Here is a 14455-nt window from a genome sequence, read left to right on the forward strand (position 1 = left end):
GCGTATTCAGGCTTATGCAATACATGCCATCATATTGATATCTATGAAGTTATATCGCTCCGCAATTTATAACCGGGGGAATTTATCTGGCACTGGAATCGTGCTCACTGGTATAGAACGCACTGAATATGTGCCGACGCAAGCTTCAGTTATTACCGAAACAGGGCAAATGTTCAGCCTGGCCGAATCTGCGGCCAGGTTATATATGCCGAAGGAAATTTCAATACGGAGGCCTGCAACTCGGGCTGGATAAATACCCAAGCTTCAGTGAATCCATTTGCCGGATTCTGCAAATTGGACGAGAGGGATACCCGGCGGACGTCAGGTACAGGGGGAAATCTTAAATCAGGGATTCAGCCCGATCTTCGGGACCAGGAAGAACCTAGGCGCACAGCGCCGGACGGCTGGGCGCGAAATCTATCTTCCAGCAAACATCGCCAGTGGCGTTATGTTCTCTATCAGCATCGTGGTAGCAGCCTGTGCGGTGAGTGGCTCGCTTAACAGGTACCCTTGTATTTCATCGCACTCCATCCTGCGCAGAAAGGCGAGCTGGTTTTCTGTCTCCACACCTTCGGCTATCAAGTTCAGATGCAAACCCTTGGCCATGGCAATAATCGCGGTGACAATTGAGGTATCACCATCGCGCTCAATATCCGCGATAAATGACTGGTCAATTTTGATGGTATGGATGGGAAATTTTTTCAGGTAATTGAGCGAGGAGTAACCGGTGCCAAAATCATCGATTGCAATCTTGATGCCGCTGGCGCTGAGCTGTTTAAGCTTTTCAACGGTACGCTCAACGTCTTTCATGATCAGGTTTTCGGTAATTTCCACTTCCAGCATGCCCTGATCCAGGCCATGCTGGTGTAGTGCAGCCAGAATGTGTTCGACAAAGTCAGGCTGCTCCATCTGCCTGGGCGAAATATTAATGGCCAGCCGCACTGGCGGCAGTTCCCGTGTTTTCCAAACTTTAAGCTGCTGACATGCGGTATCCAGCATCCATTTTCCTATGGCAGTAATCATGCCGGTTTCTTCTGCTAGCGGAATAAATTCCGCCGGCGAGATCAAGCCACGCACTGGATGTTGCCAGCGTATCAAACACTCAAACCCGACGATGTGTCCGCGTTTAAGGTCAACCTGCGGCTGATAGTACGCAACCAGCTGGTTGCGTTCCAGGGCATGGCGCAAGTCGTTCTCCAGTGACAGGCGATTGGAGAGCGGCACATTCATGCCCATATGGAATAACTGGCAGTTGTCGCGGCCACAGGTTTTGGCATGATACAGTGCAATGTCGGCATGCTTGATGAGACTGTCGCCCGTTTCACCGTCAGCGGGATAGAGCGATACGCCGATGCTTACTGTTGCGAACAATTCCCGATGGTCAATATGGAATGGCTTGCTCAACGCAACAGTCACCTTTTCCGCAATGTTTCCTACCACTTCGATACCACTGATTTGTGGCAACAGCAGGCAGAATTCATCCCCACCCATGCGCGCCAGCGTATCGCCTTCTCGCAAACATCCGTGCAGGCGTGCGGTCACCGCAAGCAGCAATTCGTCGCCAACAACATGGCCCAGCGTATCATTGACCACCTTGAAATGGTCCATGTCCAGACACATCACCGCGAACATCTCGCTATTGCGGCGCGCCTGGGCAATGGCAAGATTGAGACGATCCTTGAATAGCACACGATTGGGGAGGCCAGTCAGCAGATCGTGGTACGCTTGATAATGAATCGTTTCTTCGGCTTTTTTACGCTCGCTGATATCCTTCGCCACGCCGTAGGTGCCCAGGTAGCGCGATGCAAATTTGTTATCTGGCTGCTCGTACATGCCAATCGCGTTGAGTTCCACCACCAGAATCCGGCCTTCAGACCCATTGGAGCGTGAGCAGTCCTTGCATTTCAAGCGCAGCTCAACATAGCGTGAGGCACGTTTTCCAGTGCGGCGTTCATTAAACACATACTGCGCCTGATTAAAATCGTCGTCGAAGACCACGGCAGTGTAATGCTGACCGAGCAACTCGTCGTGCTTGTAGCCCAGCAGAGATTCAACACGGTCATTGACGAAGGTAAAACGACCTTCACAATCCAGGGTATAGATAAAATCCGGTGAGCTATTGACCAGGAATCGATGCCATTTTTCCGACTGCTCCATCTGCTGCAGCACGGATCGGTTTTCCAGTTCCAGCCGGCGGCGCTGGATGACATTTCCAACACGCTTGAGCATTTCATCGGGCTGGTATGGCTTGCGCAAGAAGTCCTGGGCTCCTCCGCGCAACGCGTTGATCACCGAATCCACCGAGTCGTCGCCACTCACCACAATCACCGGCGTATCCAGACCCCGCTTGGCGATGAAATCCAATACCTCGGTGCCATGAATATCAGGCATGAACAGGTCCAGCAGAATTGCGTCAAAGTGCTGACGTGCAATCTGCACCAGCGCATCGCGACCATTGCGCGCCGCACTGGCTTCATATCCGTTTTGCAGCAAAATATCGCGCAGACTGTCGCGTAGCAATGGCTCGTCATCCACTACAAGGATGCGCGGCACACTGAATACCTCGTGCACCTGGCCATCAATAATGCGCTTCTTTAATTCTGCCAGCATGAGTATCCTCGCTAAAGACTAATGGCGCTTGCCGTTGGCCGGAAGACGCACAATGAATGCGGTTCCGACGGGTTGCGCCTCACACTCGATTACACCGCCAAGACCTTTCACCAAACCGTGAACGATGGACAACCCAAGGCCTGCGTGATCGCCATCCTTGGTAGTCGTCAGCGGACGGAATAATTGGGTGCGGATTGCATCCGGGATACCGGAACCGCTGTCTTCAATACGCAGTTCAACCCACATGTCCGGGCCTTGTTGCAACCGGCTTGTCGCAAGGTGCAGCTTGCCGCCTTCGGACATTGCTTCTGCCGCATTTTTAATCAAATTGTGCAGTATCTGCTTGATTTGACCGGCATCGCTAAGCAACTCCGGGAGATCGGCCGCAAGCAAGGTTTCCACCTGTACCCGCCCTGGGGTAAGCAATGTTGGTTTGAGCAAGCCCACCACTTCGAGCACCAACCGGTTTATATCCACCACTGCGGCTACTGCCTTGTTGCCGTTTGCCTGCCCGCCCAGCAATCCTTTAAGCAGGCTACCGACGCGATCAATTTCGTCAGTAATGATTTTCAGGTCACCCTGCGCCGGGTCATCCTGGGGGAGCTTGGCTCCCAAAATGCGCAGATAATTTTTGACAATATTGAGCGGATTATTGACCTCATGCATTATTTTTCTTGCCTGCTCGTTACGCGGTGCCGATGCGGCCTTTACAGCCTGTTTTTGGCGTAGCGCCCGCGCAGCCTGCCGTATAAAGCGCGTCAGCAGAGGCAAACGTTCGTCCAGCAAGGCAACATCTGCCTGATCTATTCCGCATACCACTAATCCCATGGGCACGCCCGTATCCAGAAGCGGCAGACACAACATGCCGCTTTTCCCCGTCAAGCCTATTACTTGCTCATCCAGCACCGTCAATGCCGTTGCATCGGGCTGCAGACTGTGTGCAGGCTGGCCCTGGCGCAGAGTCAGTGCCAGCATGCTGTATGGATCATCGGGCGGAATAAGTATTTGACTGGCCAGGCCTTCGGCAGCCTCACCCACGCCCCGCAACATGCCATCCCGTCCTTGCGGCAGAAACAGCATCACATCCTTCAATCCAAATGCCGCCTGCAGACTGTGGTTAAGCGCACCGCGCCAAGCCGCATTGTCAACCGCCGCAAACATGCCGTTTTTCAGTGTATCGAACATCACCATATCACGTACGCGCTCTGCCAATTTCTCGCGAACTCGCTGGTCAGCCACTTCCTGAGCCGACGGACTTACTCGACCAGGATCAGCCCGGTGGCGCCGGCGCTCGCCTTCTTCTGTGCGCGTGGCGTTACCTGCCAATTCCGCCACCGGCTCGGAATTCAACCCGAGGCTGTGTTCTGCCTCATGCAAACGCACATGAGCAAGCTGGGCAACTGCCTGTGCATCGGCGGGAGAGAGATTCAACAAGCTCAACATTTGCGCATCATGCGGTTTGTTCTCGTCCAGTTCGGTGAGGTGCTGAGCTACACTCACAATCCGCAACAACGGGTGCGCGTTGGTGAGTCGAGTCGCTGTCTCATGGTGATAACGTATCGCGTCCGCAAGGAACGAGCGCATGCCCCAGCTACGCACAATGGCGCCGCCCACCTCTGCATGGTTAACACCCAGCAAGCGAGACTCTCGTGCCATCAGCACACCCTCATCCTGCGAGTTGGCCTGTACCTCGATATAATCGGCCGGATAGCCTATCCATAATGCATTGCGCCCAATATCGTGCAATAGACCCGCCAGATAAGCTTCCTCGCTATCCGCATAAGCTGTTTTGACCGCCAGTGCTTGTGCCATTTGCGCAGTGATCAATGCATGCCGCCATAGCTGCCTGATTTCATACCAGTCCGCTGCCGATCTGACGGTAGCGCTGATCAACGCCGAATTCAAGGCAATTCCCCGTACTTCTTCAACTCCCAGCGTCTGCAATGCAGATAGCAGTAAACTCTGTCGGGTCGACACCATGGAAATACGCGAGCTGGCAGAAGCAATCACCTTCGCGCTCAATACCGCATCTTGCCGTAACAACGCGGCAAGATCCCCTATGGTCACATCCTCCTGATCGCAAATAGCCAGTAGCTTTAGCAATAAATGCGGGAGCGATGGGAGCGCAGTTATGTCTATTTTTTCGAGCATTTTATGCAGACCAGCTCCCATGTCTTTCTTTATAATTTGAAATCATCATTTATGTCAATGAAAATCAGGACTTTCTGGATACCCCGCCTGATAGTTAAAATAAATCTAAAGTTATCGCGTCAAGTGCCGCTTTTTTTGATACATTCCATTCCACGCGCCCCTCACCAATACATCATGAATACCAAGTTATTTACTCTTCTGATCGCTTCACTCACTATATCGGTCGCGCATGCCGATCCCCGTAGCCCCCATCACCTCAGCAGCAAGGAAAGCAATATCGAGGCAGTATCCAATCTGCCTCTGAATGAGCCACAACTCAGCTCGCTATCCGTTTTGGTACTGGATCAGGATAACGGACAAGCTTTGTATCAAAAAAATATTGATATCCAGACCCCTATTGCTTCGATTACCAAGCTGATGACCGCCATGGTAATTCTGGACGCGCACCAGCCCATGGACGAAGACATCACCATCAGCCCGCAAGATGTGGACTATTTACGTCACAGCAGTTCACGCCTGGCTGTCGGTACCACACTTAGCCGCGGAGAACTTCTCCATCTCGCTCTGATTGCTTCTGAAAACCGTGCAGCTTATGCACTGGCGCGAAATTATCCCGGCGGAATCCGGCTTTTTATCAATGCCATGAACAACAAAGCACGCGCGCTCAATATGCGACACACCACATTTGAAGATCCTACGGGCTTATCGAGCAATAACCGTTCCACAGCTGAGGACTTGGCTAAAATGGTGGAAGCGGCCGCTCATTACCCGCAAATACGCGACATCACCACCACAGGCAGCTATGAAATCAGTCGACCAGCGGTGGTACGTGTAAAGCACAGGCACAAAAAAGAATGGCGACATATCGTGAGACGTGTCGAATTTCATAACACCAACCGTCTGGTACGCAATGAAAACTGGAGTATAGGACTGTCCAAGACGGGCTTTATCAATGAAGCAGGACATTGCCTGGTGATGCAGGCAAAAATCGCCCGAAAAGAAGTTATTATTGTTTTGCTGGATGCGGGGAAATATGCGCGGGTTGCCGACGCTGAGCGCATTAAAACCTGGCTGGAACACCAGGCACCCACTACGGTCGCGTTCAAACTCGATGGCAGGTTCCAGCGGCACCCTTCTAGTGCTTACGCGAAAAACTGAGAATTTTTGCCGGGGGGGAGCCGGTTACCCGACGTTCGGATAGCAGCACCAAAGCCTTGTAAAATTCCGGGATCAACCGCTGCATAGTAAGCGCGGCGCGTTCATCGTAGTACACCAGATCGAACGGCACGGGGTCATCTAAATTAGTCCGGCTACCGGGATGAAAAGATTGCCAGGCCAGTTCAATCAAACCGGGTCGCTCCCGATCCACAAAAATCCATTCTGCCGCATCGAGCACTGCCATATATTGCATGGTCCGAATCGGGACAAATACACACCCGGTCTGACTTTGCACCAGCAGCGTATGCGCGAGATTGTAAATGGCCGCAGGCAAGGTTCGCGTGGTACGCAGCACTTCACTGTCAGGCCGATAAAAAGTTTCCTGCAAAGCTTGCCCCCAAGTGCTCCCGTGGTTGACGTGCTTCGAACACCATCAGTTTATCGGATTTGTTGCAGATTATGTCTAGGCCTGTTTCCTGAAGAGCCTGGATGCTTACTGCCTATCCGAGGTAGCCCATGGCCCTGGAAATTTCGTCAGCAATTCCCTTTACCCTTCCGGACCATTTGTAGTTGATTCGATCTGCGGGTGCGGAAATAGACAACCCGGCGACCAGCTTTCCTGAGGAGTCGCAAATTCCGGCTCCGATACAGCAGACCCCTTTTTCTGCCTCTTCCTTATCAATAGCGAATCCCGCACGCCTGGCCTTGTCAACTTCCTCCCGAAGTCTGTCTAGCGTGGTAATCGTATCCTTGGTAAAAGCCGGCATGCCGCTACGCAGCGCATATTCCTCGCAGCTTTGCAGGCCATCCTGGGCAAGAAATATTTTGCCGACCGCAGTAATATGCAGCGGCGCGCGCGTCCCAACCACCTGCACGACGCGCATCATTGACTTGGCCGCGGTCACGCGTTCGACATAGACAATTTCGTCGCCCTGGCGCAATGTCAAATTCACCGTCTCGTCCAGTTCGTCGCGCAGTTTTTGCATGAAAGGCAATGCCACCTGACGCACATTGATACGTGCCTTGACCAGATTTCCCAGCTCAAGCAACTTGATACCGAGTTGGTAGCTACCTGGTTCAACCCGCTCTACCAGGCCCTTTTCTACCATTACACCCAGGATACGATGCGCGCTTGAGGGATGCAGGCTGGTCTGTGCTGCCAACTGCTTCAGGCCCAGGGGTTCGACATGATCAGCCAATACGTTTAATAATTTCATCATGCGGTCAATGACTTGAATCGATGATTTGGGTTCATCCTTACTCAATTGCTTTTCCCTCCTAATTTTGATTATTGTTGCAGCGCAGTTGCAGCATATGAAACATAGGATCATTATGCAAAATATTTTCTCGGCAGCATAGCAGCACCTGCTTATGCCTTGAGGGAGCGGCCTGACAGGTATTTGTCTTGACTGCTATTGATCCAGGAGATGAAGTAATGCGAGTGGGTTTATTTGTAACCTGCCTGGTTGATGCGATGCGTCCTCGCATTGGTTTTGCCAGCCTCAGATTGCTGGAGGCTGCTGGGTGCCAGGTCGTCGTACCAGAAAATCAAACCTGTTGCGGCCAGCCCGGCTACAACTCCGGCGACAGGGAAACCGCCAAAGCGCTGGCGCTAAAATTGCTCGACGAATTCGAGGCCTGCGATTATGTTGTGGCGCCTTCCGGCTCCTGCGCAGGCATGATCCGGGTGCATTACCCCGACCTGTTTCGCGATGACCCCACCATCCTGAATAGAATTTCCCGGCTCGGCCAGCGCACCTACGAACTGGCCGATTTTCTGGTGAATGTGGTCAAGTTCGATGCAGTCCCCGACCACTTTACAGGCACACTCACTTATCACGATTCATGTTCCGGGCTGCGAGAATTAGGCATACGGGATCAGCCTCGCGCCTTGTTGGCAACAATGCCCGGCGTAACCGTAAAGGAAATGGTGGAAGCCGCCACTTGCTGCGGTTTTGGCGGAGCATTTGCAGTTAAATTCGGAGAATTATCCACACGCATGGCGGACAACAAATGCCGCCACATCGAGGCTGCCGGCGTTGACGCCATAGTCGCAGGCGATCTCGGCTGCCTGCTCAACATAGAGGGACGCCTGCGCCGTCGCGGTAATCATGCGACGCAGGTGCTGCATATCGCGGAAGTTCTGGCGGGCAATGAGGAGGACGATTGATGCAAGTGTCTTCCATCCATTTCAAACGCTCGGTCACAGAAAAACTCAATGACGAAAAACTGCAGAATGCCCTGTCGCGCCTGCAAACCCGCTTTGTTGAGGGGCGTGCCGCGGTCATCGGCGAAATTGCCGATTTCGAGGAGACCCGCACCGCAGCGGCCGCAATCCGCGATCGCGTACTGATGAATCTGGATCAGTGGCTGCTCCATTTCGAACAACAGGCCATTGCCCGCGGCACCCTCGTTCACTGGGCTGAAAGCGATGCAGATGTCAATCGCATCGTTACTGAAATTGCCACCCTGCATAACGTTCGCAGGGTCGCCAAATCCAAATCGATGGTGAGCGAAGAGTGCGGCTTGAATGAAGCATTGGAAGGCGCAGGCATCGAGGTGGTTGAGACCGACCTGGGTGAATATATTCTTCAACTTGCGCACGAAGCACCCTCTCATATCGTTGCGCCCGTGGTGCACAAAAACAAGGAGGATATCGCCGACCTGTTCGCGGAGAAGCACCAGCTACCGCGCAAAACCGGCATTCCCGAGTTATGCCGCGAAGCCCGGGAAATTTTGCGTCCTGCATTTCTTGCGGCTGACATGGGCATCTCGGGGGCCAATTTTCTGATCGCCGAAACCGGGTCGGCGCTGATAGTTACCAATGAAGGCAATGGCCGCCTGGTCACAACACTGCCGCGGGTGCATGTCGCCATTACCGGCATCGAAAAGGTGGTCCCGACTCTGGAAGACGTTACCACCCTGCTGCGTCTGTTGCCGCGTTCCGCCACCGGCCAGTCCATCACCAACTATGTGTCGATGCTCACCGGCACAAAGGGCGCTGCCGATCATGACGGCCCCGAACATTTTCACATTATCCTGGTCGACAACGGCCGCAGCAGCCTGCTCGGCGGCGAAATGCAAAGCATGCTGCGCTGTATTCGTTGTGGCGCGTGCATGAATCACTGCCCTGTGTATCAGAACATCGGAGGCCATGCCTACGGCTGGGTATACCCCGGACCGATGGGCTCGATTTTGACTCCGACCCTCGTGGGTTTGGAGAATGCGCCAGACCTGCCCAATGCTTCTACGCTGTGCGGCGCTTGCGGAGTGGTATGTCCGGTAAAAATTCCCCTGCCGGATCTATTGCGCCAGTTACGCGAAAAGCAGATGGCGCTTGGCCTGAAATCGTGGCAGGAAAAATCGGCTTTGAAGCTATGGGGATGGATGGCTCGTCGTCCTGCGGTCTATGCCATGGTTACTCAAATCATCGTTCGTATTTTGCATTTCGCCGGCGGCAAGGGACGCATGTTGCATCATCTACCCGGCGCATCCGGCTGGACTACCGGCCGGGACATGCCTGCGCCGCAAGGAAAAACTTTCCGGGAACTTTATCTCAAAAGGAAGCTCTCTTGAGCGCGCGCGAGCGGATCCTTGCCCGGATTGGCGCCACACTCAGCAATCCTGATGCTGAAATCGATGCCTATCTGGCCGGACATCCCCGCGGGCCGGCACCCGCGCTACGGGATAATCTAATCACACATTTCAGGGAGCGAGCCTTACAGTTATCCAGCGATGTATTCGAAGCCGCTCACCCTGGAGAAATCCCTACACTGGTAGCACATTACCTGGCAGAGCGGGGACTACCGCCCCGCGGGGCATGTTGGCCGGCCATCGGCAGCCTGGCGTGGGGTGAAGCCAATCTGGAGATTGCAGTGCGGGGAGCAAATAGTCAGGATATGGTGGGCATCACCGGCACATTTTGCGCGATTGCTGAAACCGGCACGCTGATGATGCTGTCCGGGCCGGAAACGCCGCCCAGCAACAGCCTGTTGCCGGAAACCCATATTGCCATCCTGAATACCCGGCGAATTGTGGCCTCAATGGAAGATGCCTGGGATCTGCTGCGTAAAGAACACAAAGCTCCACCGCGCGCGGTCAATTTCATTTCCGGGCCTTCGCGAACGGCCGACATCGAACAGACCGTTACGCTGGGAGCGCATGGTCCTTATCGGGTATTAATTATTTTGGTGAATGCATAGAACCCGATAAATGAGAATGCAAACATTAGAATTAAATAATATTATCAATGACTTGGTTAATTCCGCATTCATACGAATTCTTGAAATCGGGAAAATAATCAGCTAAAGTATCCCACAGTGCAGCAATGAGTTTTATAATATGAAATTCCGTCGCCGCCCTTCAGTGGCATGGAACCTGCCGTCAATCCGCCACGCGGTTTGACATTACAACCACGACCCATGGAGCAGTATATGAAAAATAGCCTTAAGACATTGGTAGCAGCGCTTGCGCTGTGCGCCTCCTCCGCAGCAATTGCTGCGGAACCAATCAAGATTGGCGTTTCCGGCCCCTTCACCGGCGGTTCCGCACCGATGGGCGTCAGCATGCGTGACGGTGTGAAATTGGCGGCGGCTGAAATCAATCGCAGCGGCGGCATCCTGGGTCGCCAGATCGAGTTGATTGAGCGTGACGACCAGGCGGATAACAGCCGCGGCATTCAGGTCACCCAGGAACTGATCAACCGGGAACATGTGGTTGCAGCACTGGGATTCATTAATACCGGCGTATCGCTGGCAGCACAGCGCTTCTACCAAGAAGCGAAGATCCCGGTGATCAACAACGTCGCTACCGGTTCTATCGTTACCAAACAGTTCCTGCCCCCGCAATATCCTGACAACTACGTATTCCGCACTTCCGCAAACGACACCATCCAGTCCGCATTGATCGTCAACGACGCGATCGTAAAGCGCAAATTCACCAAGGTAGCCATCCTCGCTGACTCGACCAACTACGGCCAGCTGGGTCGCGAAGACCTGGAAAAAGCACTGGCGGCGAAAGGCATCAAGCCGGTTGCAGAAGAAAAATTCAATATCAAGGACGTGGACATGACCGCCCAGCTGCTCAAGGCCAAGGCAGCCGGAGCCCAAGCGATCCTGACTTACGGCATCGGACCTGAACTGGCGCAAATCGCCAACGGCATGGAAAAACTGGGATGGAAAGTGCCCATGATCGGCAGCTGGACACTGTCAATGGGCAACTTCATCGACAATGCCGGCAAGAACGGAGAAGGTGCCCGTATGCCGCAAACCTTCATCCAGGAACCCAATACACCGAAACGCAAGGCATTTATTACCGCCTATCAGCAGGCTTATAAAGTCGATCGCATTCCTTCCCCGGTCTCCGCTGCACAGGGTTACGATTCTATGTACCTTCTGGCAGCCGCCATCAAGCAGGCCGGCAGCACCGACGGGCCAAAAATCCGCGCGGCGTTGGAAAATCTGCGTACCCCGGTGGTGGGTGTGATCACGACCTATAACCATCCTTACACCCACGACAATCATGAAGCCATCACCATGAACATGACGGTCATGGGTGAAGTCAGGAATGGACGCGTGGTTTACGCCTACGATGCCGACCTGGCTGCACCGGCGGCAAAGGCACATCCCAAAAAGTAATCCGCAACCAGCTTGAACCGTAGCAAGCACCGGAGCCGGGGATCCATCCCCGGCTCATTTTAGATGGAAAGCTCCCATGCAAATCCTCGCGCAACTGATTGTAAGCGGCATCTCGCTCGGCATGATTTACGCCGTGATTGCCTTTGGTTATCAACTGACATTTGCCACTTCTCGCACCCTTAACTTCGGTCAAGGCGAAGCGCTGATGCTGGGCGCCTTGGTCGGCCTGACTCTGGTTGGCCATATGAATTACTGGCTGATGATCCCGTTGGTACTGATTTTCGGCGCACTGCAGGGAGTCGTGGTAGAACGCATCGCCGTGCGGCCCGCGCTCAAGAACAAATCCGAATTCGGCTGGATCATGGGCACGATTGCCCTGGCCACCATTTTCAAAAACGTGGCAGAAAACATCTGGGGTCGCGACGATCTCAAGTTTCCTTCCCCGCTCCCCGAATCCCCCCTCACTTTCCATGGCATCCATGTGCTGCCTATGGAAATCGTCGTAGTGATTGGCGCCCTCGGCATGATGCTGGCCGTGGAAATATTCAATCGCAAATCCATCTATGGCAAGGCGGTCGTGGCAACTTCCAATGACCGCGACGCCGCTGGGCTGATGGGTATCAATACCCGCCTGGTGATCACTTTCTCCTACGCCCTGAGCTCAATGACTGCCGCTTTCGCAGGCGTACTGATCGCCCCGTTGACACTCACTGGCGCCACCATGGGCGTGGTGCTTGGACTGAAAGCTTTCTCGGTCGCAATTATCGGCGGTCTCAACAGCGGCATGGGCGTGATCGTCGGCGGCCTGTTACTGGGTATCGCAGAAACCACCACCGGCTTCTATCTCTCCACGGGTTACAAAGACGTTCCTGGTCTGGTACTGCTATTGCTGGTGCTCGCAATCAAGCCCGCCGGCCTGTTCGGTAAAACCGTTATCAACAAGGTATAACATGGGCGCCATCAAAAAAATCTCTCTCATTCTGGCAATCGCCGCGCTTGCGGTGTTGCCTTTGATCTGGACCAATCCTTATTACATCCACCTGATGGTGGTCATCGGTATCTATGCAATCCTGCTGCTTGGTCTCGACATCGTCGTAGGTTATGTGGGCGAGGTCTCGCTCGGCCATGCCGCGCTATTCGGGATTGGCTCCTACACGGCTGGCGTGCTGAACTTCCAGCTCGGCGTGCCATTTTTGCTCGCGGTACCGGCGAGCATCGTTGTCACCGCGTTGTTCGGCGCCATCCTGGCGCTACCGGCGCTACGTGTAACCGGCCCGTATCTGGCCATGGTGACGCTGGCGTTTGGCACCATCGTGCAGATACTGATCAACGAGATGGATTTTCTCACCAACGGTCCGCTCGGGATTTCATTGCGCAAACCGGTGTTTTTCGGACATCAGGTCACCGGCTCCGACTACTACTATATCGTTCTGGTCGCGTTGCTGGTGACCCTCGTGGTGGTCCACCGTATCGTCAAATCCTATCTTGGACGCGCTTTCGAGGCGCTGCGCGACAGTCCGGTGGCTTCCAACTGCATGGGGGTAAGCGTATATGCCTACAAGGTGTATGCCTTTGTGTTCAGTGCCGCGCTGGCAGGACTCGCGGGGAGCCTGTTCACCTACTCGGAAGAATATATTTCGCCCAATACCTACAGCTTCGAACTCACCATTCTGTTCCTGCTGGCGGTGATCATGGGCGGCCGCAAAACCCGTTCCGGCCCGATCCTGGGGGCCATCATTATCGTCTTGCTGCCCAATGTTTTGGGTGATATTGATCTGTTCCGAAAAATTGCAGTGGGGATGGCGGCGGTGGCCGTGCTTTATTCGGTTTACACGGTGATCACCAAAAAGCGCACCCCGCAACAGGTGGCCATTCCCCTGTTATTTACGCTCGGTCTCGCCGCTTTCGGTTACTGGATCGACAACATCACCGACTACCGGCTGACCATTTTCGGCGCGATGATCCTGTTCGTGGTCTATTACCTGCCGGACGGCATCATGGGATTTCTGCGCAATATCGTGCAGAAATTTCGGCCACAATGGGTACATCGGCATGAAATCATCACCGACCAGGGCGATTCCCAGCATGTCTGGTCGGTGCCGGATCGCGCAGTCACCGCCAACGGCAATTTGCTGGAAGCGCGCAATGTCGTGATGCAATTTGGCGGTTTGAAGGCCCTCAATGAAGTGCAGTTGAATATTGCCAAGGGCACTGTACACGGCCTGATCGGTCCGAACGGTTCAGGCAAAAGCACGATGATGAACGTGCTCACCGGCATCTACACACCGACTGCAGGCGAGATCGAATTCAACGGCAAGATCATCTCCGGCACCGCACCTGCTTCCATTGCCGGCGAGGGTATCGCGCGCACCTTCCAGAACGTGCAGCTATTCGGTGAAATGACCGCCATTGAAAACGTGCTGGTAGGGCTGCACCATACCTATCGCAGCAATACGTTTGACGTCATCTTCCACACCCGGCGCTGCCTCAAGGAGAAGCGCGAGGCGCGTCTGCGTGCCGCAAGCTTGCTGCAATTCGTGGGCCTGGCTGATCTGGCCAATGAGGAAGCACGCAACCTGCCCTATGGCAAACAGCGCCTGCTGGAAATTGCGCGCGCGCTGGGCCTGAATCCGAGCCTGTTGCTGCTGGATGAACCAGCCGCCGGTCTGACCGCGCCTGATATCAAGGAACTGGTCGGCATGATCCAGAAGATCCGCGACCATGGCATTACCGTCATTCTCATCGAACACCACATGGACGTGGTGATGGGTATTTCAGACACCGTCACGGTACTGGATTTCGGTCAGAAGATCGCCGAGGGCAAGCCTGCCGCAGTACAGTCCGACCCCAAGGTAATCGAAGCCTACCTTGGCGGCAACGCCGATGCAGCCTAAGAGGTT

Annotated in this window: 11 protein-coding genes; 7 read left to right on the forward strand and 4 right to left on the reverse strand. The window is 54.2% G+C overall.

Features of this window, described 5'->3' with window-relative positions:
• Positions 1 to 417 precede the first annotated feature (417 nt).
• A complete protein-coding gene (locus ACFDAU_RS15130; protein WP_413437732.1) occupies positions 418 to 2610 on the reverse strand; it encodes a putative bifunctional diguanylate cyclase/phosphodiesterase in 2193 nt (730 codons plus the stop codon).
• 18 nt (positions 2611 to 2628) lie between these two features.
• The gene (locus ACFDAU_RS15135; RefSeq protein WP_413437733.1) at positions 2629 to 4782 is read right to left on the reverse strand and encodes an HDOD domain-containing protein; all 2154 of its coding nucleotides are present in this window, start codon (positions 4780 to 4782) and stop codon (positions 2629 to 2631) included.
• Positions 4783 to 4935: 153 nt separating this feature from the next.
• Here ACFDAU_RS15135 and ACFDAU_RS15140 point away from each other — a divergent pair, with 153 nt between their 5' ends.
• Positions 4936 to 5919: a serine hydrolase gene (locus tag ACFDAU_RS15140; protein ID WP_413437734.1), complete on the forward strand. Its 984-nt coding sequence runs from the start codon at positions 4936 to 4938 to the stop codon at positions 5917 to 5919.
• Here the strand turns inward: ACFDAU_RS15140 and ACFDAU_RS15145 are convergent.
• On the reverse strand, positions 5897 to 6307 hold the full coding sequence (locus tag ACFDAU_RS15145) for a hypothetical protein (protein ID WP_413437735.1): 411 nt from the start codon (positions 6305 to 6307) through the stop codon (positions 5897 to 5899). The genes ACFDAU_RS15140 and ACFDAU_RS15145 overlap by 23 nt on opposite strands.
• A gap of 112 nt (positions 6308 to 6419) precedes the next feature.
• On the reverse strand, positions 6420 to 7184 hold the full coding sequence (locus tag ACFDAU_RS15150; RefSeq protein WP_413437736.1) for an IclR family transcriptional regulator: 765 nt from the start codon (positions 7182 to 7184) through the stop codon (positions 6420 to 6422).
• Positions 7185 to 7354: 170 nt separating this feature from the next.
• Between ACFDAU_RS15150 and ACFDAU_RS15155 the strand changes: the two genes are divergently transcribed.
• The 6 genes from ACFDAU_RS15155 (at position 7355) to ACFDAU_RS15180 (ending at position 14449) form a co-directional block, all read left to right on the forward strand.
• Positions 7355 to 8089: a (Fe-S)-binding protein gene (locus tag ACFDAU_RS15155; RefSeq protein ID WP_413437738.1), complete on the forward strand. Its 735-nt coding sequence runs from the start codon at positions 7355 to 7357 to the stop codon at positions 8087 to 8089.
• A complete protein-coding gene (locus ACFDAU_RS15160; protein WP_413437739.1) occupies positions 8089 to 9495 on the forward strand; it encodes a LutB/LldF family L-lactate oxidation iron-sulfur protein in 1407 nt (468 codons plus the stop codon). The genes ACFDAU_RS15155 and ACFDAU_RS15160 overlap by 1 nt, the downstream gene beginning before the upstream one ends.
• Entirely contained in the window at positions 9492 to 10121 is a 630-nt protein-coding gene (locus tag ACFDAU_RS15165) for a LutC/YkgG family protein (protein ID WP_413437740.1), read from the forward strand. Before ACFDAU_RS15160 ends, ACFDAU_RS15165 begins: the two co-directional genes overlap by 4 nt.
• 231 nt (positions 10122 to 10352) lie before the next feature.
• Positions 10353 to 11555: an ABC transporter substrate-binding protein gene (locus tag ACFDAU_RS15170; protein WP_413437741.1), complete on the forward strand. Its 1203-nt coding sequence runs from the start codon at positions 10353 to 10355 to the stop codon at positions 11553 to 11555.
• 76 nt (positions 11556 to 11631) lie between these two features.
• Positions 11632 to 12504 (forward strand): branched-chain amino acid ABC transporter permease, encoded by an 873-nt coding sequence (locus tag ACFDAU_RS15175; RefSeq protein ID WP_413437742.1) that lies wholly within the window; start codon positions 11632 to 11634, stop codon positions 12502 to 12504.
• A 1-nt stretch (position 12505) separates the two neighbouring features.
• Positions 12506 to 14449: an ABC transporter permease subunit gene (locus ACFDAU_RS15180; protein WP_413437743.1), complete on the forward strand. Its 1944-nt coding sequence runs from the start codon at positions 12506 to 12508 to the stop codon at positions 14447 to 14449.
• The last annotated feature ends 6 nt before the right edge of the window (positions 14450 to 14455 follow it).

This window comes from Sulfuriferula sp. GW1, assembly GCF_047300855.1.
Classification (GTDB): Bacteria; Pseudomonadota; Gammaproteobacteria; order Burkholderiales; family Sulfuriferulaceae; genus Sulfuriferula.

Bases quoted from the DNA above. Each gene is read 5' to 3' on its own strand.
- ACFDAU_RS15130 (WP_413437732.1), bottom strand. From the start codon at position 2,610: ATGCTGGCAGAATTAAAGAAGCGCATTATTGATGGCCAGGTGCACGAG.
- ACFDAU_RS15135 (WP_413437733.1), bottom strand. From the start codon at position 4,782: ATGGGAGCTGGTCTGCATAAAATGCTCGAAAAAATAGACATAACTGCG.
- ACFDAU_RS15140 (WP_413437734.1), top strand. From the start codon at position 4,936: ATGAATACCAAGTTATTTACTCTTCTGATCGCTTCACTCACTATATCG.
- ACFDAU_RS15155 (WP_413437738.1), top strand. From the start codon at position 7,355: ATGCGAGTGGGTTTATTTGTAACCTGCCTGGTTGATGCGATGCGTCCT.
- ACFDAU_RS15160 (WP_413437739.1), top strand. From the start codon at position 8,089: ATGCAAGTGTCTTCCATCCATTTCAAACGCTCGGTCACAGAAAAACTC.
- ACFDAU_RS15170 (WP_413437741.1), top strand. From the start codon at position 10,353: ATGAAAAATAGCCTTAAGACATTGGTAGCAGCGCTTGCGCTGTGCGCC.
- ACFDAU_RS15175 (WP_413437742.1), top strand. From the start codon at position 11,632: ATGCAAATCCTCGCGCAACTGATTGTAAGCGGCATCTCGCTCGGCATG.
- ACFDAU_RS15180 (WP_413437743.1), top strand. From the start codon at position 12,506: ATGGGCGCCATCAAAAAAATCTCTCTCATTCTGGCAATCGCCGCGCTT.